This window comes from Burkholderia cenocepacia, assembly GCF_900446215.1.
GTDB lineage: Bacteria > Pseudomonadota > Gammaproteobacteria > Burkholderiales > Burkholderiaceae > Burkholderia > Burkholderia cenocepacia.
This window is the reverse complement of record NZ_UAQZ01000001.1, coordinates 1,478,715-1,501,182: the sequence shown is the minus strand read 5'-3', so window position 1 is coordinate 1,501,182 and position 22,468 is coordinate 1,478,715. Positions and strand designations below refer to the sequence as shown.

Here is a 22,468-nt window from a genome sequence, read left to right as displayed (position 1 = left end):
ATTGGGGACAAATACGCTACACAATGCGTCGATCTTATCGCTTTTGGCGATAAAAAGTGAATGATAGGATCGATTCCAGTCCTCGACATTCGCAAACGGAGTACGCACCATGGCCCGGATTCTCGTCCTCAAATCCAGCATCAACGGCAGCCAGTCGCATACCGGCACGCTGATCGATACGTTCCTCGCCCAGCGCAACGCCAACGGCCATGCCGACGACGTGATCGTGCGCGATCTCGTCGCCGACGCGCTGCCGGTGCTCGACAGCGAGCTGTTCCATGCGCTGCGCGGCGCGGAACACCCGAGCGAACGCGCGCGGCAGGCGATCGCGTTGTCCGACGCGTTGATCGCCGAACTCAAGGGCAGCGACCTGCTGCTGATCGGTGCGCCGATGTACAACCACAACGTGCCGACCCAGTTGAAGAACTGGTTCGACCTCGTCGCGCGGGCCCGCGTGACGTTCCGCTACACGGACACCTATCCGATGGGGCTCGTCGAAGGCGTCCGCGCGATCGTGTTCAGCACGCGCGGCGGCGTCCACGTCGGACAGGCAACGGATGCGGTCACGCCGTACCTGCGCGCCGTGCTCGGCCTGATGGGTATCGCCGATGTGGAATTCGTCTATGCCGAAGGGCTGGACATGAAGCCGCACGGTTTCAACGCCGGGCTGGAACATGCGCACAAGCAAATGGACGCGCTGCACGCGTGAGCACAGGCGGCACTAACCTACGTCGTGAGCCAGCCAGATCGATGGACGCCGCGCCTTACCCGGCGCCAATCGCCAGCGGTACCACAGTCGCACGACGCCCGTAAGTCCTCTGCGTTTGCACACCAATCGTCGTTCGCGGCGACAAGCGTCATGCACGCAAGATCGTGTGCCCGACACCCAAACAAGGCTGGCCGAATCGCGTTCAGTCTCGGTCAAATGGCGGATCAGGTTCGGTTGGCCTGCCATCGACACTGCGCTGTCTCCCCGCGAAATGTGCGATATACCTGTGCTCGACAGGGCGATCACGATATGAGCGCGTGGTAGCAGGGTCGAGTCGGGTAGCGCCGGGCTCCAATTGCCTCGCCGGCATGTGCTGCACAAAATCCACAATAGCCATTGCCATGGTTCGGTCTTCAGGGATACCGGAATGGGCCAATGCTTGCGCGACCCCACGCCAGACTGCCAATGTTTCGATATGCGCATCCCATAACGCCATTTGCGCTCGCTCATCGAGCACCGATCGGTAAAAACGCGGGGCAACTCCACGAGACTGCATTCGTACCACGGCCTGCGTCGGCAAGCGTTGTGTCTCACCGCGCGCCAGCCTCGGCGTTGCGTTCGCATCGACCCCGTGTTCGCGCAACTGTCGCGCAAATACCTCGCGCCATGTGCGCAGATCCCGCTTGCGCGGATTCAGACACCGCCCGTCAGGACCACGCACCCGAACACACAGATGTACGTGCGGATGCGGCTGGTCATCGTGCTGTGCGAACACGTACAATCGTCCGTCGCCGAATATCTCGCGCGCGAACGCCCTTGACGCCTCTCGGACGGCCGCGCGGTCCGTGCCAGCCGGCATTGATAGCATCAGATTAAAGGTTTCCCGACGCCGGCTCTCCTCCGGCATCCCCCAACCACCCCATCGCCATTCGTCAAAGAGGTCCTGCAGGGCAGCGTCTCCGATTAACACGCGCGCGTCCTGGTCTTCCAACTCGACATGGCCATCGCGTGAAATATATTGCAGGTGTCGACGCACCGCACCCATGCCCTGTGCGCCTGATGCTTTGTTGGTAATCTTGACCATGACCTCGGGCGCGCGCCGAAGCGTCAAAGCCAGCCGTTCGCGCAGACGCCGCGCATCGCGCGGCAATGCCACGCCGGGCAGATGCGGGGCGCGCACATGCCGTAGCGGATCGTGAAACAGTCGATCGCCCCAGTTGACGAGCAGCGCATCGACGTACTGTCTGGGAAACGGCATATCAACGGCTCCATCGGTCCAGGTTGGTTTGCAGCAACTGTGCGACAAAACGCAGATGTGTAAGGATCATGGCGCGCGCGTGCTCCCAATCAGGTACGTGGTGGCCCTCGCCCGTGTCGCGCGCGAGCTCACCCAGTCGCGTACGAATCGCGGCGAGCTGCCGATTCGATTCCGCAAGCAGCATCATCTCCCGGTTTCCCAGTTGCGGCTCTCCGGTCAGATGGGCGCGAATTAACGCAGCAATCCATCGATTGGCGGTGAACCCCTGGACATGGGCCAGCCCTTTGATACATTGCAACTCGGCCGGCATCAGACCCACACCGATCCGTACAAACGGCTCGCTCGGCGCCGAAAGTATTGCAGCCGTGTCCGGCGGGTCATGGGCAATATCCAGTGCTTCGGCCACGAGCCGCCTGATGCCCTCACCGGCGCTCACCCCGTTCTGCGCACATCGTGCCTGCCACAAAGGCTTTAGCGCACCCAGTTCGACCGCAATGCGCGCTCGGTTTCGCGATCCCATGTTCGTCTACCGTTGGCCAGGCAACTGCATGGCGGGTGCGTGATTGATTTCTCGCGACGGGGCAGACGATTGCTGGGGTTCGTCCTTTTCCGCTCGCGCGGAAGGAGCCGTCGGATCGAACACGCGAGGTCGGGGAAGCTCGACGCCCTCAGCGTGAAGCGCGTCGAGCATGCGCACAGCGCGACGCTTAACACGATCGACCGAACGATCACTGAAACCCTGCTCGCGCATAGCCGCCACAATCACGGCGAGCTGAATCTCATCGTCCAGCGATCTCGAGTGGCGCATCGGTGCGCCCATGCGACGGTCTGGACTTTCGTCGCGGGCACCCGCAGGCGTTGCAGTCGTCCCTACTTGCGGCTGCAACACAGGACGCTCGGAGTCGCGATCGCGTGTGTGTTCCGTGGGCGCGTTCAACTCAGAAAGGCGCGCTAGGTCGGCAGGCTTCGGTGTGTACCCGCTTACCTCAATACCGATCGAAACGGCCTGCAGCCATACTTCGCGGCAAAAGGCGTCGTGCCCCGACACGCGAATGCGCGTCCACGCCTTCGCCTGCACCATATCCATCATGGAAGCAACAATGTCTGTACGAGTTTGCATCGTGACGAGATATCGCCCCCGATCCTCGAATGCCAGAGGGTACGGGGCCTCCTTCAGGAAATATTGACTGCCGGCGCGCAGGTAGCTTCGCCTAACTCGCTCTGGCGCGTCTGCGATTTCCGTGAACTTCGGCACCGAATTTATCGCGCCGGTATCGGACACACCATCCGTGCCTGCATCGTCACGCCCCGCCTCGAAGCGGCTGCCACCAGCCTGCTCTCGTAGCAGGGCGCGCGCCGCATTAAACTCGCTGCGCCGACGCGCAAGCATTGCGAGATAGCCGAATTGTTGTGCCGGAAAGTGGTCCGACGGACGACGTCGCGCTATGCCGACGTCCGCAGTCCATTCAGGCTCGATGGCGTTCACGGCGAAGTCCGCACTAGGTGCGAAAAGCGCCGGCGACTGGGTATCATCCATCATGTACCTCACCGGTTATGCGTCGCGCAATGCTCAGCTGCGCGGTGTCACCATCCATATTGCGCATGACCGAATCGCTACCGCTGCGGGTCGTCGATATCGCCACGCCCGTCCACGCGTGACCTGGCTTGCGCGAGCGCGTCCGCACGTGCAGCTTTCACGCGCGCCCATGACGCTGCATGCAGTGCGTCGAGCTTCGCGTCCATGCCGTCGAGCCCCATTTCCCGCGCAGATTTTTTCAGTGATGCAACCGCCCGCTCAAGCTGATCGCGAGCCCGGTCCCACGGGTACAGCTTCGCGCGCTCACCTTCGTAGACAATCTGTACGTCCGCGCCGTCTAGGCGATGGTGCTCGTCCATCCACCGTAACCGGTCCGACACGAATGTCATCCTTCCCTTCGCATGGAACACCACGCTGCGTGGTGCCACCGCTTGAACAAGGAAATGCTCGGTATTGAGCACCTCCCCGCGATAGGGACCTCCATTCTCTCGTGGTGTGGACATCCTCAATACAGCCCCAAACCGCCGCTCGGCCGCCACCTTGACCTCCGTGGGCACGGCGTCGAGCCCGTATATGAGTTCGCCCGTCGCATGACGTGGCCCCTGGTTCGAATGCTGCCCGTCGTCCGTGGTTTCGGTGGCTGAGCTCGCCGCCGGTTCGTGGGTGAAAGCCTGTTTCCCTTCCTCCGGAGTACCAGATGGCTGCGTCGACGCACAATCACCGTCCGAGCGGTCGGCCTCGGCGTGCCGGCGCACGTCGTCCGCCCCCGTGCCCTTGTCCGTCTTCCTCGATCCCATGTCTGCGTCTCCCGTCAAGTAAAACGACATACCCTCGGTTTGCGTCCGGCTCGCCTTGGCGTCAGTCGATGTAGGCGCCGGGGTCTCCAGTACCGCACGCCGCAACAGCTCGCCGACCGCCTCCTTTCCGTCGAGCACCGCCATATCGTTAAAGTCGGTCGGCAACTGATTCGCAATATGCGCCCCCGATGCGAACCGAGGAACGACCAGTCGTGCATGGGCATTGCGCGCCGCATGCTCCGCATGCGTAAATCCAGCACCGAGATCGGCCAGAATCACAAGCGCATCCTTTGGGTGCTGCGCGCGCCATACCGTAGCCACTTTGGATAAATTTCCGCTCGACAAAGCCGCAAGCGTGTACCACCCTGTCGCCTGCCATGCGGATACGGCAGTGGCCACACCCTCGGCAATCAGCACCGGCAAGCACGCGTCGCGTCGATGCTGTTCGGGCGTAACAGACCACCAGCCTCCCGCCTTCGCACCGCCTGCCAGCGATGATTTACGCCCTTCGCAATCGATCAGCTCGAGTGTCGAAATCTGGTGGCCGATACGAACAGGCACGATCAACACACGTCCCAATAGAGCAGTGTCATTGGATTTCGGGACGTAGCCGAGCAGCACATGCAACTCTTCTGCTTCAAGCTCGCGCAAGGTAGGCAACGGCGCAATCTGCTTGCGCGCCAGATAAGGATGGTCAGGTGCCACCGGTCGTGCCCAATTCCAGATACTTAGCGCCTGTCGAGCGACGGCGGCGCGGCGCGCCCGGCGCTTGCGCTCGAGTGAGGCGTCGGCGCCCACAATGGGGGCATGCGCCGACGCGGACCGCGCCGCGCGATCGCCAAACGCGCGCGAGCCGGCCAGATCAAACCCATGCTCGCGGGCAAGCCAAAACAACGACGCAAGCGTGATCGCCCCACTTTCGCTCGCCGAGCGCCATGTCGCACGCGCCGATCGTGCATCGTAATTCGGCGCCGTCTGGCTCCATGCATCCCACAGATCAAAACCTGCCTCGCCAAGCCCATGCTTCACGGCGAACGCCATGTCGACCCATGTCGAATAGTCGCCGGCCGGAATCGCCGCCAAAGCAGCGCGCACGCGATCGGCCTCACTGATATATGCAACGCTCATTGAACACCACCACTTGCCCGCGCGACGGGGCTCGGGTCGCGCTTGCGCGCGCCCGTCTCAGTATCAGTCATGCCATCTTCGTCTCTCGCCAAACGACGTGCGGCGCGCGCTACGTCGTCAGCCGGCACCCCCAGCAGCGTGAAGTGCCGATCCACATATGCGGCTGCCTCCTCGCAACTGACATTGTCCAGCGCCTGCGGCAGCTCGCGCGGATCCCAGGCGTGTACAAGTTCCAGATAGTCCGCTCGCACATGCGCCAACTCGCCCGTCTGATCATCGACGTCGTCATCGCTCAGTTCGCGCAGCCGCTGCTCAATTTGTGCACCAAATCGCATGAGATCGAGCGCAGGCACAGTCGGCGCGTCCATTACCCGTGAAGTAAATGCACGATCGCGCCAGTAGCAGATCCGGTCCGCCAAAATCGGCTTGGTATTTTCGAGAAGAATGATTTCCTTGTCGCGAGCGAGCTCCTTGATCTCCTGCGGCAACATCAGCGCACGACGTTGATCGGAAAAGCTCTCGCTCGCACCGCCGCGCGCACCGAACATGCCATTCGATCGGCTGGTGCTGCGCGATCGCTCCGTGCGCGTGCCGAGCATCTCGGAGTAGGCATTGGCGTCCTTCTGTTCGCGCGGGGCGAAGAGAATCTGCATCGCATGATTCGTGACAATGGTCCTCGCGTCAGCTCTGCCATAAACAGACTCGAGCTGCGAGTCGGACTGCACGATCGAGAGCAGGCGCAAGTTGTAGCCCGCCATATAAGCCACCGCACGCGCGATAATCTGGATTTTTCCAATCGCCGTCATCTCGTCGAGCAGCAGCAGGCATTGATATTTCAGTGCCGGATTGTCCTCTGCCAACTCCTTCGTGTTCAGATTCACGAGCTGCGAGAACATCAGATTCATCAGTATCGCCGCTTCACTTAAGTGATCGGGCGTCACGCCAAGATATACGGACATCTTGCGGCGTCTGACGTCTCGCAGATCAAAGTCGTTCGCGCTCGTCGCCGCGTCAACAATCGGGTTGGCCCAGATCGTCAGTGGCGCATTAAAAGTGGCCAGAATGCTCGCCAGAACCTTGTCGTCATTCGTGAGGAATCGATTCAGTGCATCAATACAGGCGCGGCTCAAGTACTGTCGATACTGTATAAGCATCCGGTTTAAGTAGGTTTTGACGGGCAGACCATTTCCCGATGATTGCCGCAGTACCTCGCCCATTGTGATCGGATAGTCGGGCACTCCGCTCGCGCCAGCACGACGGGCCTCGCGCAAATCCCACAGCAGCAGGACCAGTCCCAACAGAAGGTTGCGTGCCTGGTCTTTCCAGAATTCGTCATGCCCGCCGGCCGGATACAACACGTAACCGATCGCCAGAATATCGCCGACGCGAAACATACCGTCTGCGATGACCGACAACGGGTTGTAGCGATGCGTGCGGCCATCCTCTGCGAACGGATTGAACAGGTACACAGCTTGTCCGTGCGCGCGCCGGAAGCCCGCCGTGAGGCGAAAATTTTCCTGTTTGATATCGAGCACGACCACGGAGTCGGAATAGGTCAGCAGATTCGGGATCACAATCCCCACGCCCTTTCCTGAACGAGCAGGCGCGGCAAGTAGCACGAATTGCTGACCGGCAAAGCGCAGGTAGCGGCCACGCCAACGGCCCACCACAAGCGTCGGTTGAGACTTCGCGGGTGCAATCTGTCTCATAACAGCCCCGCCCGACGAATCTCCGCATCGTTCGCGAAGCGCGCGTCGCCATACAAGGGTCTGCGGCCTGCTTGTTCCAGCCACGCATACACGGCAAGCGCAGGGCCGCCGAAGGCGACGAGCAACCCCATGAGGCCCGCACCGGCCACACGTCGCCCCATATTCGGAAGACGGCCGTCATACCATGCCCCTAGCGCATCAAGCCAGGTTGACCACCCTGCCCGAAGTGGGTTGAGATGCACGCTTGCATATAACAAACATGAAGCCAACCATTCGGCAGCAGCCAATTCGGCGTATATCCCGATCGTGATGGCAAGCGTGAGAATCGTCACACGCCACACTGGAGCAAGCGTCCCGGACATGTCATCCATCGCAGTACCTCTCGGTTGGGTCAAACTCGATAGCGGCCTTCTCGCGCGGGTCGAACCAGACTTCGGTCATCGCCCAGCGTTTGCCGACCTGCACACCGTGCGAGTCCAATACGGGCTGCGCCTCCATGTGAGCGATCACGTCGATGGTCAAGCGCAGCACACGCTTGAGCGAAGCAATGTTCCAAGCGGCTGCCTCGGGATGCTCCTTTGCCATGAGCGCAAACCGCTCGATGGCAATGCCCGCACTGGACGCATGAAAACTCGTCATCGAGCCGGCATGCCCCGTGGTCAAAAGCTTCAGGAAGTCGTACGCTTCCGCCCCTCGGAGCTCGGCAAGCAACACCCGATCGGGGCGCATGCGCATGGCGCAGGCAATCAAATCTGCAGGCGTTACGTGTGCGCGCCCCTGCGAACCTTTGCTATAGAGAAGATGGACGCAGTTTTCGACATGCCGAATGAACAGCTCGCGTACGTCTTCGATCGTCACGATGCGCTCGGTTGCTCCCAGGTATCGGCACAAGCTGCGCATAAAGCTCGTCTTGCCGGAGCCCGTGCTGCCGACAATGACAATATTGCGGTGTGCTCGCACGGCGCCTTCGAAGAAGGCGGCAAAATCACGCGCTTCAAGCTGCTCAACGAGCATCCGATCGACTGCGCGCAACGCTTGGCCGGTCTTGCCTAGACCGCTTACGTGTCGCCAAACCGTATCCTCAAACATGCCGTCGGCGCGATGGCACTCGAGCGTCTTTTCATCCGCGCTCGGGCGCCTGATCGTGACCGATACCGTCCGCGACGGCACCACGGGCGGCACCACGAGTTGGAGACGCGCGTTGTCCGGTAACAGTGCGGAAAGCAGCGGATGCTCGGTCGAGACACCCTGATTCGTCAATGTGGCAATCGCCACGGCGAACGCCATGAGACGTTCGAAATCGAGTTCTGGTAAATCGTGTGCCTGCCACCCCCGATGGGTTTCGGTCAGAATACGCTGTGGTCGGTTGATCACGAGCTCCGTTACGGCTTCGTCAGCGAGAAACGGTGCGAATGAACGCATCAGCTCCGTCACCGATGCATCATCGGGTAACACCGGCATCGCATCGGTTACGCGATCAGTTTGCGGCTGAAGTGTTGCCTCGAACGCCTTCATCGCAACCCCTCCGGCTCCAGCGTATAGACCGAACTGAAATCCAGATCGCGGGCCAGAACAATCGTGAACTCGGTACCCTGATGTTGTCTGAGCGTCGGAGCAATATTGATGGTCTGATCGAGTACGCGTGTGGCCATGTCGTTGCCTTGCGCCTGCGTGTTCTGGTAGACAATCGTGCCGTTGCCATTGCCCCCGCGCGTGGCCAGATAACCGATCGCATCGTGACTTAGTCCGAGCATCATGGCCGCGCCCACGCGCGCGCCCCAGTGATTCTCGATCGATCCATCCACACCCATGCGGCCCAGCGCGTCGGCTACCGGCGAATCGATCTGTACGGTGACACCGTGCGGTGTAGCAATTCGTGCTGACAGAACAAATACACGGCGTTGTCCAGGTGAAAGATTCGCGCGGTATTCGCAATTAATTTGCGAGCCTCGCTCGATCAGCACCACGCGCCCGTCGTCGGAATAGACATTACGTGCGACCGTGCAAGTCGATATACCTGCCTGGGTAGAATCGAACGCGGTGTCGCCCGCGCAATCGATCTTCGTGCCCTGAGCGAGTAGCAAACTGCGGTTGCCGATAAACGCTGCCATCACCTTCGGCACGCGCGTCGGCGCGAGCGCCTGAGACTGCGGATGTGAGAAGGATTTCGACCGCTCCTCGGCCATACCGGCAGTTGCATTCGACGGCTGCTGGTCCGCCTGCACGGGCAAAATACTGGGGGAAGCTGACTCACTCTCGCTCGCGCCTGCCATTTGCCCATTGCTGGCCCCCACGGCGAGTAACGGTGCGTCGTAGTAGCTTCGTAACGGAGCAGCACGATCACTGGACGGCGCAGGCTGTACCGCGGCCGGTGCTGGCGTCGGTGTGGGCATTGCAGCGGCTGACGCAGACTCGGCAAGTGCCGGCACCTCGTCGAACACCTTTTCGTGTGCGCCTCGCGCATGGAGCGCACTGCGGCGCGCACGCGCAGCCTCGTCTCGGTGAGCGAGCACACCATGAACTGTCCAGACCGCGCCTATTAGCGCAAGTACGATGATCGCGAGCGGTACTAGCCAGTTGATGAACGATCGTCGCCCGAACCCATCCAAGCTGGGCATGCCGCGATCGAGCATGGCAGACGATTCGGATCCCATACCTGTATCCATATCTGCCGGGCTGGTGCGACGAATCTCGTCGTCCGTCGCTGCGCCGTTGGGCGAAGTGTCCTCAGTCATGTTCGCGACTCCGCAGCGTGCGGCGCACGCCGTCGACCGTCACACCGTGCTGCGGCGCGACACCATCAATGTCGAATGCGTCGTTCCACAAACCAACCGCCTCATCGCCAAGACGCAACACGAGTCGGCGGGCAAGCTCATGGACGACCACCACATCACGGTCCATGTGCTTGTCCACCACGCGTTCGGTGTCATCGTCCTCAACTCGGAAGATCGCGGGTATACGGCGATTGTTGGGGATTCGAATGTACGTAAAGCGACCGTCGTCCCATACTGCGGACGGTGCGATATCCTCGGCATGTGGCATGACCTGCATCGAGTACGCGGCGTTACGCACGACAGACGGTTGAGACAGCCGTTTCTGCAAACACGCCAAGCGCGCGGCAATAGACGCATCCGACGCAGCGGTGTCCGGGTACACGAAACTTACCCGGTACATCTCGTGCGCGTTGCCAAAGCGTGCTTTCAGGGGCAGAACGAGAAGGTCAAAGCTGTAGCTGCGCCGATCGGTCCGGACAATGAGATTCGTGTCATGAGCGGCGAGTTTCGGCTTCAGATAGACGTCATGGTCTCCCCGATTGGCTACCACATACCAGCCGTCGCGGTCCCCTGGCGCAACCACAAGAATGTGCTCGGTCGGATCCAGCTCGACGTGGGTGGCAAAGCCGCGCTGCGCAATAATGCGCACGACTTCGTCTGGCACATAACGCACTTTGCGCACCCTGGCATCGCGCGTCCAGTCCGGCGTGATGTGGGCGTCGACCGCTTGCGCCGCAAAGCACGTTAATAGGATCGCCATGGTCGCGAGCGTATTCATCGGCCCGCTCCTGCACTGGGCTGTGGAGGAGGTGGCGTATCCTCCGCATCTCGGCTGTACGCCGTCACCTTGAAGCCAAATGGATTTTCGATGGCCGAACGTTCCCGCACCAGCACCGTGGGGCGGTAGGTAAAGGCGAGCGTAATCACAAAACGTTTTGCTGGCTCACCGGTATCGATGCCGTTCTTGCGCACCGTGCGCTCGAGATGCACGACAGCATGTCCCGGCTCGTCGGGCACGAGCGTCGTCGATACTATTCGGGTGCGGTATTGAACTGACGCGCCCAGTTGCTGATCCAACGCGTTCGGACCACTGTAGATTTGACGATACGCGCGCGCGACCGATTCGTCGCTCATCTCCAGGACACGGTCGTAATCCATTTGCAACAGTCCCCAGTCGTAGCGCTCGCGAGCCCGTACATAGACTTCGACCCAGTGCTTGTCTTCGATCTCACGCAGTGGCACGTGTTTTGCGTCGAGCACCTCGATGAGTTGCGCCTCGCCGGTGAGTTTGTTCACCTCGATAGGCAATGGCACCACGCGATAGAACGGCGTCATCACGGCAAGCGCCGCTGCCGAACCGATCGCAACAATAACGGCGGCAAACGCCACTTGCCATGCACGACGCTCGGAGCATGCCTGCAACGCGGTGAGCGACGCCTCAAAATCAAGCGCACGTCGATAATCGCTTTGATCGTTCACGGACAAGCTCCATCCAGCGACAGGCTCGCCCCCGGCGGCACCGGCAGTTGCTGATTAACCGGTACGCGGTGAGCTCCATCGGGTAGCACGAGACTCGACGGCACACCGTTGCACCCGGACATCGACATGCTCAGCCCGATAAGCATGCACATCACCCAACGGCGGGTCATCGCAGTTCTCCTTATCGGCCAAACGTGACCGGCGCCATCTGATCCTGGAGTCGACGCGTGTTGCCCGCTCGCTTGAGGAGCAGTTCAGTCTGCTGCTCGGCAATCAAGCGATCCTCGGTTTCCGCGAGCATCTTGAACATCTGCAACTTCGTCATTTCGTTGCCAACTGCCACGCTCTCCGACTGGATTCGTGCTTGCAGTTCCGCGATACCCTTCGGATCCCGTGTCGTGTCGATGTGCCGCATCAGAAGTTCAATCCGGTCAAGTTCGGCAAGCTCGGTCTGATATGCCTGCAGACCAAGCGCCTTATCTTGAAATGGCTTGTTTAACGCGCGCTGGCAAATTCGCTGATCGATGCCCTGCTGGTCTTCACAGTCGTAGAGCTTGCTTTGCGCGCGCAGTGCCTGAGCCGGACCAGTCAACCCGGCATACCCCCCCTCGCGAATCGCGGCATACACGCTCTGCCAATTGTCCGGCAGCGCATTGACCACCCCCGGTCGATCCAGCAACGCACCAAAGCCGCGCGCGCCGCTGAACGAGCGGTACAACGCCATCTCCTGCTGCACTTGTTGTTTGAGCTGCCCGACCATCGCGATCGCCTGAGCGACGTTCTTTTCGTCATAGACCGAATAGATTTCCGCATTCACCGGCTCAATAAAAGAGGCCGCGCCCGCGACAACGGCGCTCAACAGTACGATATGCGTGAATAGGTATCGCTTCATGGCTTCGTCTCCTGTTTAGTCGGGCACACGGTCAAGCTGCTCGCGTGCAGCCCGTTGATAGGCGGGAGGATGCGGCGAGACGGTGCTCACCAATGCGCCAGGCCTCGATATTCGACCGCCGGAATACGCGCTTCGGTTTGCACTGCGCAGTGCGAAGGCCATCGCACCGGCCGCCCGTCTGGATGCGTAGCCGGCGACAAACGCTCCAAAGCCTGAGACCGTCGCACCGCCCGCAAGCCCCGAAGCCACCGCCGGCAACTGCCACCCAATCGTCGCCAGTAGCACGGATGTAACAAACATGCCGAAAGCCGCCGCCCAGGGGGCGCTTGCTTGAAGTGCTTGACGGGCGGCAGCAGCCAAAGCATCGGCAGAAGTGTCGGGATCAGCAATCGTTACTTGAAACGGTGCGAGGTTGGCCGAGAACGCTGCGAGCGCGAGACCAAGGAAAGCAGCAACCAACACTTGCAACAGCGCATAGTTCACGAGCTTGGCAGTCCATGCTTCGAAAAAGCGAACGGTAGGACTAAATGCTCCACACGCAATGAACATAGGACCCAGCGCAAGTACGAGGTCGAGCAGCATGCGCGCCATCATCACCTCGACGCCGAGCACCATCAGAAAGATTGCGCCCCCGAAGGCGGCAACCAGACCACAAGCGAGGTCGCCGATACCTGCGACGATGCCGCTCATGCTCAGACCTTCATGGGTCGCCTTGTCGAAATAGGCGTCGACCACGAGGTTAAGCTGCCGATCATAGCAATCGAGCGTCCGATAAATGCCCACAGCGTGCTCGCTTGCCTCGCTCGCTTGTTTAACTGACCCGCATCCAACATTTCCCGCGCCGGTACGAACGGCTGCTGCCTGAATTGCCTGCGCGACGCCGGTTGTCGTCTCGCTCACAGCAGTGACGACCTGCGACTGGTACAGCCCCGCACTTAGCGCAAATGCGAGCGTGATGACGACTTTCATACCTCGCCACGCAAATGCCGGCACCGGCTCGTGTGCCTCTCCGCGAATCACTGCCATGCCATACGCGAGAACCCAGATCAACACTCCCGTGGTAGCCACGGGTACTAACGCGGACGACAACGCAGAAGATGCATCGCTCACGTACGTGTGCATACCATTTTCGAGCGTACCGCCCACCGCGCTGAAGAGGCCATTCATAGAACACCACCTTGCACGTGTGTAGCGGTGCTCGACAATGCGGTTTGAAACGCACTCGTCTGGCGCCGGCGAGCAGTCAGGGCATCATGAAAGCGCGGCAACCACACATCGGGGTCGTCCCCGACCTTGGCCCGGATCGTATTGAGCAACGCTACATTGTCTGACGTGCCCGACAGGACATCGAGCACGTCGCCCAATCCCGAGAGATCGAGTCGCCCGACTGCCGAACGATGACCCTGCTTGACCAAGAACAGCCGGCTGTGCTCACCCATGCGTCTCACAATGTTGAATTCTGCTTCGGTCAGCTTGAAACCGTGGACATAATCATCGTGGTCTGCGCTCGGGTTGGGGAGGAAGAAGAATGTAGCCGTCTGCTCTACAAGCGCACGAGAGATCGGACTGCTCAGCACGTCCGCAGGCGACTGGGTATCGAAGATGCCCAGGCCATTTTGCTTGCGAATGGTCTTTTGCTTGTCGTTGGCAAACTCGCTGAACACCGGATCGCGCAGGCGCTTCCAGAACTCGGTCATCACATAGATGAAACGCCGCCCATCGATCAGGCGTTCGGTCAGATGCAGCAACACCATCGTCAGTGGCGCACATACCTCCGGATCGTCGAGCAGTTCTGTATCGTCAAAGCCGAACAATTGGTGCGCATCTAGATCAATCCGGTCAACCGGGTTATCGAGCACCCACCCGAGGCGCCCGCCGGCGCACCACTTGGCAAGCCGCGCATGAAGACTGTTATCTCCAACGTTTGGCAAGAGTTGCCTGACCATGGACAACCGACGCAGCGATCGATCCATGCGTGCGACCTCCCGGATCGCGCGAGAGATATCGAGCTCATCCTTCGCGGACAGTGGTACTCCGTTGTCGACCAGCTTGCACACGAGACGCATCCAAAAACTGTGTGTCGCCTCGTCCACTTCCAACTGGAACGGGTTCATGCCGGTGGGCTCACCACGGTGAAATACCGTGTACTGACCACCCATGGCGCGAATCCCGATTTCCGCTCCTCGGTCCTTGTCGAAGAGCACGCCCATCACACCGTACTTCATTGCCATCGCGAGCAGGAACAGTTCAAGCACGGTCTTGCCTGCACCGGCTCGGCCGATGATCTGCGTGTTGGCAAGCGCCTTCTCGTCGTTTGAGTCGACTTTCTCGGGCGTTGCGTGAAAGTTCAGATAGAGCGGTTGCCCGCTGGGCGTTTTGACAATCGTGATAGCTTCGCCCCACGGATTACCCTCTCGCTTTCCAGTCGCGAAGTTGTGCAAACTGGCCATGGCGCAAAAGTTGCGTGATGTAAGCTTCGCCTCTCGCGGTCGGTATCGCCAGTTGCCGGGGCACTGCGCGAACCACGCAGCATCGGCGACCAGATCAATGAGCGCACTCTGGAAGCCGGCGTCTGCAAGCTTCGTTCGTGCTTGAGCGACATGCCGCACTACCTCATCCAAGGTATCTCCCAGCACGGCCAACGTGTAGTGGTACTCGCCCAAAACGAAATCGCCATTGACGAGATCGTTCGCGGCCTGATCCATTGCCTCGATCTGCGAGACAGCAACGTCATCTCCCGCAATCAGTTGGTTGCGCTGGCGCTCGAGCGCCTCCTTGGCACTGGGACGGTCGAGCACGGTAAAGCTTTGCGTTTCGATGTACTCGAAATCGCCGTAGAGCAATCCATTAAGCATGCCTGGCTCGGTTTGCTCCGGATAGTCCTTCAGGTCGAGCAATGCCGCGTAGCGGGTACGCGTAGGTGTGCGGATCTCGAGCTTCTCACGGTGGAAGAACAGGCGCGAGGTTGGTAACGTGTCGCAAATTCGACCGTATCCAACCGGTACCAGCTCCCACGTTCCGTTAACCAGGTAGCCAAGCATCTCAAGCGCGGCGGAATAGCGACAGGGCCGCTTGGTCAATGGATCGCCGCGTTCATACACGCTGAGCGCACACGGCGACCACGGTTTGAGACCAGTCTCGATCTGCGCAGCGATATCGGCCAACGCACGCAATGCGTCTTGTTGATCGCGCTGAATATCGTCAGGTGTACGGCGTGCCGCACGACTAAACAGCCGCCCCAATCGCGTCCGGTGAGGGCGATATACGGCGCTCACGTAAAGCTCGTTGGTCATCATCGTGTAACCGGCAAAGCTCGCGTAGTAGCGCTCAGCCAAATCCTGACAGAATCGGTTGAGATAGGTCGTCTCGAATCTGTCCGCAGTACGCCGCCGAAGCCGATGCGTCCATAGCGCGACGTGGCCACCCGGCAAATTACGCACCAATTGATTGAAGGTCACATGACGCGCGAGAATATCGGCAGGATCGGCCGTCTCGAAAGCAATCCCGGGGACCTTCCAGATTTGTATATAGTCACCCTCGCGCGTGCGAATCACGCGGTCCGTGACGTGCGACGAAAATGGGATGAAATCTGCGAGCACCACTTCGCGCGGTATGAGGGTTGCATGTGCCGACGGTGCGCTCATGTCACCCTCGCGCCTTAAATCGGATCGGCGCATAGGCATGCGCGCCCCAGAAGCGTCGGTTGCGCTGGTGCAGTCTCATTTTCGCGCGTAGCATGCGCTGAGCGAGACGTTGGTCGTCCTGACGCGTAATCATGCGCATTGTCGCGAACACGGGAACGATCAACAGTGCGATTGCGACGCCCAAAGCCGCACTCGCCATCAATACCCAGATTGCCGGGATCAGCATACCGCCACCGACCGTCAACAGCGGTACAAGTGGAACGCCCCATAGCATCGCTGGCCGCGTGCAGCCTTTGAATACGGGATCAGAGAGTGTGTCCACAATCAGCTCCGTGTTCACGTTAGGCCGTCGGAATCAACATGCCAGCAATGACCGTTGCACACCCAACGAAAAGGCCGCCGATGAAAACATGCGCAATATCGCCAAACCGGGCGTGCTGGAACATCATCTTGAAGCCAGCCCAGATGATGGAAATCGAACACACCACCCCGCCTACACCGAGCAACGTGTTCTGGATAGTGATCAGCAAGGTATTGACCTGACTGAGTTGCGCAGATGCCGTGGGGGTTGCCATGACAAGCACGCTGAGCACTGCGATGCGGCGCCAATTCAACGAGATCCACGCAACATACGTTTTTCTCAATTTCACGACGCTTATATTAATTAGGAATACAGATTTCATAATGCACTCCATCCGGCCGAATTCTGCCTGCCTTGCTCAGAAGATCACGGCACTGCCTGCGACTCCACCGTTATTTTGGCTTTGCGCTGTATCGTCGTTCGGGTTCGAGGGTGGAGGAGACACAGGAGTCGAGCGCCCGCGGCTCTCAGCCCGAGACCCAGTCACACGGTCGGGTATCACCGGAATCGGCTTTGCAACTGACGTCAGCGCAGGGACGAAAGTGTCGCCCGACGCCGCTGCTTCCGTAATCCGTCGCACATATCCGACGCGAAATCCGGTTACGAAATTCCCGCTCGCATAGCACGACAGCGCAGCGCGCAACGCCTCTTGTGGATGGATATGAATGACGCGAGCGCGCAGAAAACATGCCCGAAGAATCGCCGCACCAGCGCTCAGGTTCCGACAGACGTCGAAGACGGTCCTCGCGGTCAATCCGTAACGGGACCAGTTTGCTCGATTGATTTGCGCGAGGCCTGCGCTGTAGTTCCAGCCTGCCGCTTGCAATGCCTCGACCGTGGCGATCGCTTCGTTCTCATGCCGAGGCTGTCTCGCCAATCGACCATGGACGACGCCGATAGCGTAGGGATTGAATCCCGATTCGATGCGCACAATGGCAGCCAACGTCTGCGGAGCGACGGCGGGCGCACACTGCTGAGCCAACGCCACGAAGTCCTGCGTGGTCATCGCCCATCTCCGCTGGCGCAGCCCGCGCTGATATTATCGGATCGACATATCATCAATACGGCCGGACCGGCCATCCGCATGGCAGTCGCACTCTCGGCTCGGCCGCGAAGCGATATCACGTCCATATTATCGTTCACACGCATGATCTGTCCCCTCGCCGTTGGTCCCGCGCAAACGATGGCGGGAACACGAGGGAATTCAAGCAGCGGTCAAGCACAGACCCAAACCCGTCTTGTCGACGGGTTTTCCCGTCGGGTTGGCTCTGTATCGCCGATTGAAAACGGAATCGGCTCGAACGTGTGTGTCTATTAAACCGTGTCAGTGCGCCCCGGTTTGCCGCGCCGCTCGATACCCGCTCACGTCGCTCCGAAGCAGCTGAAGGTCGATTCAGTTTGCGTGAAGTACCGCATCCGAACCGGCTCGTCGCGTTGTCCACAGACACAACAATGCGCGGGCCTGTGCCCGACCCCGGCACTATCAGGGCTCGCTTCCTAGGCTAACCAGCGGACTGTCCGGGTGGCGGCATCGGCGTAATTGAAGCCCCAATGTCCAGCTGAGATTTACTTCCATATCGCCGCGAACCGAATACTCGGTATGTCGGTGCGTTCAAGTGCGGAAATTTCGACCTAGGCACTACAAGGCTTTCCGACGACAGATACAATTATGTCGAGTTAATTTGGAATCCAAATAATTTCAAATTTTGACTTGTAGATGATTTGACCATCGCGTGCCGGTGCGTTTCCTGCTTATCGGATAGCGAATGTCCTTTCGGTCCGATCTGTAACCGGCGAGCTCGACACGTTCGATCTGGGCACCTGCGTCTACAGCCCCGGTCAAGCCGGCAACGGCAACGTCACGTGCACGCCGAAACCGCCGCCGTTCAGCCCGTCGATGTATGTCAGATTCCCGCCCAGCTTGACCACGATGCGCGCGACGATGGACAGCCCCAAGCCGCTGCCACTCTCGTCGTGATCCGCGCCGCGAAAGAAGCGATCCTGCAGTCGGGACAGATCTTCTTCTGGGACGCCGGGGCCGTCATCCTGTACCCGGATGCTGATCACGCCGCCGTCCTGCGACGACCTGATTTCGATGCACCCCTGCTCGCGACCGTACTTGATCGCATTGTCGACCAGGTTGTCGAGCAGGACGCGCATCAGCGTCGGCGGCGCATGTGCGACGACCGGACCATCGACACATGACACCAGCGACACGCCCTTGCGCTCCGCGTTCGCTCGATGGTCGTCGATGCAGGTCTGCACTGTGCGCGCGAGATCGACGTCCTCGCCCGGCATCGGTACCGCCTCGTCGAGTCGCGCCAGCGCGAGCAATTGGTCGGCCAGATGCGTGCTGCGGTCGACGCCCTCGACGACCCGCTGCATCGCGCGCCGCTGGCGAGCGGGATCGCGTGCGGTAAGCGCCACCTGCGCCTGAACCTTGAGCGCGGCAAGCGGGGTCTTGAGCTCGTGGGCGGCGTCGCTCGTGAACGCGCGTTCGCGATCGAGCGAGCCGCGCAGGCGCAGCAGCAACGCATTGAGTGCGGCGACCAGCGGCCGCACTTCATCGGGAATGTCTTTCGTGCCAATCGCATCGAGGCTGTCGGGGGAACGGGCGTCGATTGCCTCGGACAACGTACGCAGCGGCGTGAGGCTGTGGCCGATCGCCAGCCAGATAAGCACGGCCAGCACGGGCAGCGCGAATGCGAGTGGCCGGGCGATGCGGCGCGCCACCTCCGCAGACAAGTCTGAACGGTGCGTGCGCTGCTCGAAGATGCGCACGGAACGGCCGCGCGTGGCATCGGTCAGCACATACGCGTGCCACTTCGGATTGTCGAACCGTGACGGGCTCGACGCCGCGGCGGGAAACACCGGGAGATCCAGCGACTCCAGTCCCGGGCTGGCGGCCAGGATGCGCCCGCCCGTGTCGCTGACCTGATACAGCATGCGCGGTGATGCGTCATTATCCCCGTCTCTGTCTTCGGCCGACCCGAGGGCGATGTCCGCAAAAACCGGGAGATCGGCCGCGTCGAGCGCGACGAACGCCCTTGCGATCTGTTCGACGCGCGTATCGTCCCATTCCTCCGCTTCGTGAATCGCCTGGCGGTAGCTCGACACCAGCGAGTACGCCCAGACGGCCACGACACCCGACAGAACCAGCAAGGCCAGCCGTTGCCGAATCGAGCGCATCACGACGCCTTCTCCACCACGTAGCCGACGCCGCGGATCGTGCGGATCAATTCGGCACCGAGTTTCTTGCGCAGGTTCGACACATGCACTTCGATCGCGTTGCTTTCGATCTCTTCGTTCCAGCCATAGAGGCTGTCCTGTAGCTGCGCGCGCGACAGCGGACGCCCCTGGTTCGCTAGCAACTCGACCAGCAACGCGCATTCGCGCGAAGTCAGCGCGATCCGTTCGGCACCGCGGACGACCGTCATCAATGCGGGATCGACCGTCAGTTCGCCATATTCGATCGTATCGGTCCCGCGGCCCTGCGAACGCCGCACGAGCGCACGGCACCGGGCAATCAGCTCGGCCAGGTCGAACGGCTTGCCGAGGTAGTCGTCGGCGCCCGCGCTCAAGCCGCTCACGCGGTCGGCCACCGTGTCGCGCGCAGTCATTACCAGTACCGGCGTGTGATCGCGGCGCTTGCGAATCCAGCCGAGCAAGTCGGTTCCCGACATGCGGGGCAGCCCGAGATCGAGCACGACGAGGTCGTACGGCGTTGTTTCGAGCGCAAGTTGCGCATGCCTGCCGTCGTGCGCCCAGTCGACCGTCATGCCGGCCTCGATCAGGCCATCTTCGACCCCACTGCCGACCAGCTTGTCGTCTTCCACGAGTAACACCCGCATGGCGTCGCGTTCCTTTGGGTTCGGACATGGCGTCCCTTGCCGCACGATAACCGCGCGCACGGGCGGGCATCAAGCGGCGCGCTGAAAAATCCAGCCCTTAAGAATCCGTTAACGTCGGTGCCCTAAGGTCGCGATCACCGACACGTGCAATCGACTGACGACCATGAACAGACTACCGTTTCGACTCCGTTTCTGCGTAACGCTGGGCGTACTGCTTTCCGTGGCTGCCGCACCGGCCCGCGCAGGCGAAATCAAGACGCTGATGACTGACATGAAGCACGCGCTGCAGGGTGCGTTGGGCAGCCGGACGATTCCGGAAATGAAAAGCTACGCGACCCGGCTCGAAAGCGATGTGCAACGGGCGAGCCGCCAGCGCTATCGCAACGATCAGCCGACCTACGACGAAGGCATGCGCGTGCTGCACGATGAACTGACCGCCGTCGACCGTGCCATCGAAGCCAATGATCTGCCGGGCGCGAAGCAGGCGTTGCGGCGAATCAACGGTTCGAAAAAACACTATCACGACCTGCTCGGCTAACCCGGGCCGGACACGCTTGCGACACTGAACAGGCATTCCCGTCATGAAAACTGTTACCCGTTACCCACTGTCGATCAGTGTGCTGCACTGGCTGCTGGCCGCCGCGTTGATCGGCAACCTGATCGTCGGCTTGCTGCTGGACGACAACGAAGACCTCGTCGGCCTGCACAAGTCGATCGGCGTCGCCATTCTCGTACTCGTGGCGATTCGCGTTGCGAATCGGCTGCGCATGCGACGCCGGCTCCCGCCGTCGGTCAATCCGGTCGGCACGCTGAATCGGCTTGCGGAACGCTGCGTCCACGCGCTGCTCTACGTGTTGATGCTCGCCATTCCCGTGCTCGGGTGGATGAAGACGAATGCGGCCGGGCACGCCGCCAGCTGCTTCGGACTCTTCTCGCTGCCGACGCTGGTGCCCGAGAGCCGCGAACTGTCGCACTGGCTGGGCGAGCTGCACGCACTGACGGCATATGGGCTGGCCGCGCTGGTGGGCTTGCACGTGCTTGGTGCGGTGGCGCACCGGCTGTTCAAGTCGGAGAACGTGTTGCCGCGCATTCTGCCGTTGCCGACGCGCGTCGCCCGGCCGAGGATTCCGCCCGGCGACCGGAATTGAGCGCGGGCGCGGGCTTGAGCAGCGGGTTAGCAGTCGATCCCGTCAGGTCTGACAAATAGCGCGCCGATACGGTCGGCCTTCGGTCACCGACGAGGCCCCGTCGCCCCGGACACCCACGACGAAGGTGCTTGACGGAGGTCAACCCCGCGGCAGCGCACCGTGCGAAAAATGCCGTGTACAAGACCGTCGGTCGCCATCGGGAGACATTCATGAGCACCTGCCCTTCACCCGCCCAGGCCGTCCCCGCTCCGCGACGCGTGCTGATCGCCGTGGACGGTTCGAGCGCATCCGCGCATGCGCTCGCGTATGCCAAGGCGTTCCTTCCGACAAACACGGAGGTACATATCGTCAGCGTCGCGGAAAACCCGCGAACGCTCGTCCCGCTCGGATCGAAGACCATGGCATTTCTCGAGTCGGCGCGCGACGAGTTGCTCGGGGATGCATCCGACGCGCTATCGCGCGCCCAATCCGTCATGAAGCGCGACGACCTCGCCGTCGACACGGAGACCTTCGACCTGGCTACTCGTGGAGGGGATGTCGTGCATGCGCTGGCCGACAGCGCGCGAGCCTGGCGGGCCGATCTCCTGATCGTTGGTGCACGTCAGCATCACGGCTTGCTCCGCTGGGTAGAAGGAACGATTTCAGGCCCGCTCGGCAAGTTCGTCGGCTGCCCGCTGCTCATCGTTCCGGAGGGCTTCGCGTCGGTTGCCGAGCATCTGCCGCGGCGGATGCTGTTCGCCGTCGATGGAAGCACGATTGCGCTCAACGCATTGGGAACGGGGTTGAAGTGGTCGCGACCGGATACGGAATTCCGTACGATATGCGTGCTCGATCGCCCCGTCTCGCTGGGTGATTTCGTCCCCGTCGAGACGCTGGATAACGCATTGATCGGCGAAGGCAATCGTGCATTGAAGGAGGCCACGGCTCTGCTCGGCGACAGGGCCGTGCAAGTACAGTCGCAACTCATTCAGACGGATTGGGCCGGCGCCGACGTCGCTCATCTGATCGTGCGCCATGCCGTCGAATGGAACGCGGACATGATCGTGATGGGCACCCATGGGCGACACGGCGTCACGGGCTGGCTCGTCGGCAGCGTGGCCGCACGCGTGGCGCGCATCACGAAGACGCCGGTTCTGCTCGTGAACCCGCCGCGCGCATGAATGATGCGTTTCGACGTGTCG

General features: G+C 61.0%; 22 protein-coding genes. 4 read left to right on the top strand and 18 right to left on the bottom strand.

The genetic code is table 11. The features are described from left to right. The first annotated feature begins 109 nt into the window (after positions 1 to 109). Complete coding sequence (locus DTA15_RS06940; protein WP_006488390.1) at positions 110 to 709, top strand: FMN-dependent NADH-azoreductase; 600 nt, start codon at positions 110 to 112, stop codon at positions 707 to 709. Positions 710 to 911: 202 nt separating this feature from the next. On the opposite strand, the gene DTA15_RS06935 is transcribed toward DTA15_RS06940, so the two are convergent. The 18 genes from DTA15_RS06935 to DTA15_RS06850 all read right to left on the bottom strand — a co-directional run bounded on the left by DTA15_RS06935 (position 912) and on the right by DTA15_RS06850 (position 20,139). Further along, complete coding sequence (locus tag DTA15_RS06935; RefSeq protein ID WP_012493072.1) at positions 912 to 1,967, bottom strand: relaxase/mobilization nuclease domain-containing protein; 1,056 nt, start codon at positions 1,965 to 1,967, stop codon at positions 912 to 914. A gap of 1 nt (position 1,968) precedes the next feature. Beyond that, positions 1,969 to 2,487 (bottom strand): hypothetical protein, encoded by a 519-nt coding sequence (locus DTA15_RS06930; RefSeq protein ID WP_012493071.1) that lies wholly within the window; start codon positions 2,485 to 2,487, stop codon positions 1,969 to 1,971. A gap of 6 nt (positions 2,488 to 2,493) precedes the next feature. Continuing rightward, complete coding sequence (locus DTA15_RS06925) at positions 2,494 to 3,507, bottom strand: LPD7 domain-containing protein (protein WP_006488335.1); 1,014 nt, start codon at positions 3,505 to 3,507, stop codon at positions 2,494 to 2,496. Between the two features lie 74 nt (positions 3,508 to 3,581). Then, positions 3,582 to 5,429 carry a PriCT-2 domain-containing protein gene (locus DTA15_RS06920; protein ID WP_012493069.1) on the bottom strand — a complete coding sequence of 616 codons (1,848 nt, stop codon included), beginning with the start codon at positions 5,427 to 5,429 and terminating at the stop codon, positions 3,582 to 3,584. Further along, positions 5,426 to 7,138 (bottom strand): type IV secretory system conjugative DNA transfer family protein, encoded by a 1,713-nt coding sequence (locus tag DTA15_RS06915; protein WP_034178428.1) that lies wholly within the window; start codon positions 7,136 to 7,138, stop codon positions 5,426 to 5,428. The genes DTA15_RS06920 and DTA15_RS06915 overlap by 4 nt, the downstream gene beginning before the upstream one ends. After that, a complete protein-coding gene (locus tag DTA15_RS06910) occupies positions 7,135 to 7,509 on the bottom strand; it encodes a hypothetical protein (protein WP_370448164.1) in 375 nt (124 codons plus the stop codon). Before DTA15_RS06910 ends, DTA15_RS06915 begins: the two co-directional genes overlap by 4 nt. Next, positions 7,502 to 8,653, bottom strand: coding sequence for a P-type DNA transfer ATPase VirB11 (gene virB11, locus DTA15_RS06905; protein WP_006488371.1), 1,152 nt, complete (start codon positions 8,651 to 8,653; stop codon positions 7,502 to 7,504). The genes DTA15_RS06910 and virB11 overlap by 8 nt, the downstream gene beginning before the upstream one ends. Continuing rightward, entirely contained in the window at positions 8,650 to 9,873 is a 1,224-nt protein-coding gene (virB10, locus tag DTA15_RS06900; protein ID WP_006488449.1) for a type IV secretion system protein VirB10, read from the bottom strand. The genes virB11 and virB10 overlap by 4 nt, the downstream gene beginning before the upstream one ends. Further along, a complete protein-coding gene (locus tag DTA15_RS06895; protein WP_006488361.1) occupies positions 9,866 to 10,690 on the bottom strand; it encodes a TrbG/VirB9 family P-type conjugative transfer protein in 825 nt (274 codons plus the stop codon). Before DTA15_RS06895 ends, virB10 begins: the two co-directional genes overlap by 8 nt. Continuing rightward, on the bottom strand, positions 10,687 to 11,391 hold the full coding sequence (locus DTA15_RS06890) for a VirB8 family type IV secretion system protein (protein ID WP_006488313.1): 705 nt from the start codon (positions 11,389 to 11,391) through the stop codon (positions 10,687 to 10,689). The genes DTA15_RS06895 and DTA15_RS06890 overlap by 4 nt, the downstream gene beginning before the upstream one ends. Positions 11,392 to 11,572: 181 nt before the next feature. Continuing rightward, complete coding sequence (virB5, locus tag DTA15_RS06885) at positions 11,573 to 12,283, bottom strand: P-type DNA transfer protein VirB5 (protein WP_006488466.1); 711 nt, start codon at positions 12,281 to 12,283, stop codon at positions 11,573 to 11,575. Positions 12,284 to 12,298: 15 nt separating this feature from the next. Beyond that, positions 12,299 to 13,450, bottom strand: coding sequence for a TrbL/VirB6 family protein (locus DTA15_RS06880; RefSeq protein ID WP_006493306.1), 1,152 nt, complete (start codon positions 13,448 to 13,450; stop codon positions 12,299 to 12,301). Continuing rightward, positions 13,447 to 15,927, bottom strand: a complete 2,481-nt coding sequence (locus tag DTA15_RS06875) for a VirB4 family type IV secretion/conjugal transfer ATPase (protein WP_012493066.1) — start codon at positions 15,925 to 15,927, stop codon at positions 13,447 to 13,449. The genes DTA15_RS06880 and DTA15_RS06875 overlap by 4 nt, the downstream gene beginning before the upstream one ends. A gap of 1 nt (position 15,928) precedes the next feature. Then, entirely contained in the window at positions 15,929 to 16,249 is a 321-nt protein-coding gene (locus tag DTA15_RS06870) for a VirB3 family type IV secretion system protein (protein ID WP_152332077.1), read from the bottom strand. Positions 16,250 to 16,268: 19 nt separating this feature from the next. Beyond that, positions 16,269 to 16,622 carry a TrbC/VirB2 family protein gene (locus DTA15_RS06865; protein WP_012493064.1) on the bottom strand — a complete coding sequence of 118 codons (354 nt, stop codon included), beginning with the start codon at positions 16,620 to 16,622 and terminating at the stop codon, positions 16,269 to 16,271. A 24-nt stretch (positions 16,623 to 16,646) separates the two neighbouring features. After that, the gene (locus DTA15_RS06860; protein ID WP_012493063.1) at positions 16,647 to 17,294 is read right to left on the bottom strand and encodes a lytic transglycosylase domain-containing protein; all 648 of its coding nucleotides are present in this window, start codon (positions 17,292 to 17,294) and stop codon (positions 16,647 to 16,649) included. An 833-nt stretch (positions 17,295 to 18,127) separates the two neighbouring features. After that, positions 18,128 to 19,477: an ATP-binding protein gene (locus DTA15_RS06855; protein WP_006488459.1), complete on the bottom strand. Its 1,350-nt coding sequence runs from the start codon at positions 19,475 to 19,477 to the stop codon at positions 18,128 to 18,130. Next, the gene (locus tag DTA15_RS06850; protein ID WP_006488386.1) at positions 19,477 to 20,139 is read right to left on the bottom strand and encodes a response regulator; all 663 of its coding nucleotides are present in this window, start codon (positions 20,137 to 20,139) and stop codon (positions 19,477 to 19,479) included. Before DTA15_RS06850 ends, DTA15_RS06855 begins: the two co-directional genes overlap by 1 nt. A gap of 163 nt (positions 20,140 to 20,302) precedes the next feature. Between DTA15_RS06850 and DTA15_RS06845 the strand changes: the two genes are divergently transcribed. From DTA15_RS06845 to DTA15_RS06835, 3 genes are all read left to right on the top strand, one after another. After that, positions 20,303 to 20,677: a cytochrome b562 gene (locus DTA15_RS06845; protein WP_012493062.1), complete on the top strand. Its 375-nt coding sequence runs from the start codon at positions 20,303 to 20,305 to the stop codon at positions 20,675 to 20,677. Positions 20,678 to 20,720: 43 nt separating this feature from the next. Then, positions 20,721 to 21,287 carry a cytochrome b gene (locus tag DTA15_RS06840; RefSeq protein WP_006488354.1) on the top strand — a complete coding sequence of 189 codons (567 nt, stop codon included), beginning with the start codon at positions 20,721 to 20,723 and terminating at the stop codon, positions 21,285 to 21,287. 209 nt (positions 21,288 to 21,496) lie between these two features. Next, entirely contained in the window at positions 21,497 to 22,447 is a 951-nt protein-coding gene (locus tag DTA15_RS06835; protein WP_012493061.1) for a universal stress protein, read from the top strand. Positions 22,448 to 22,468 lie beyond the last annotated feature (21 nt).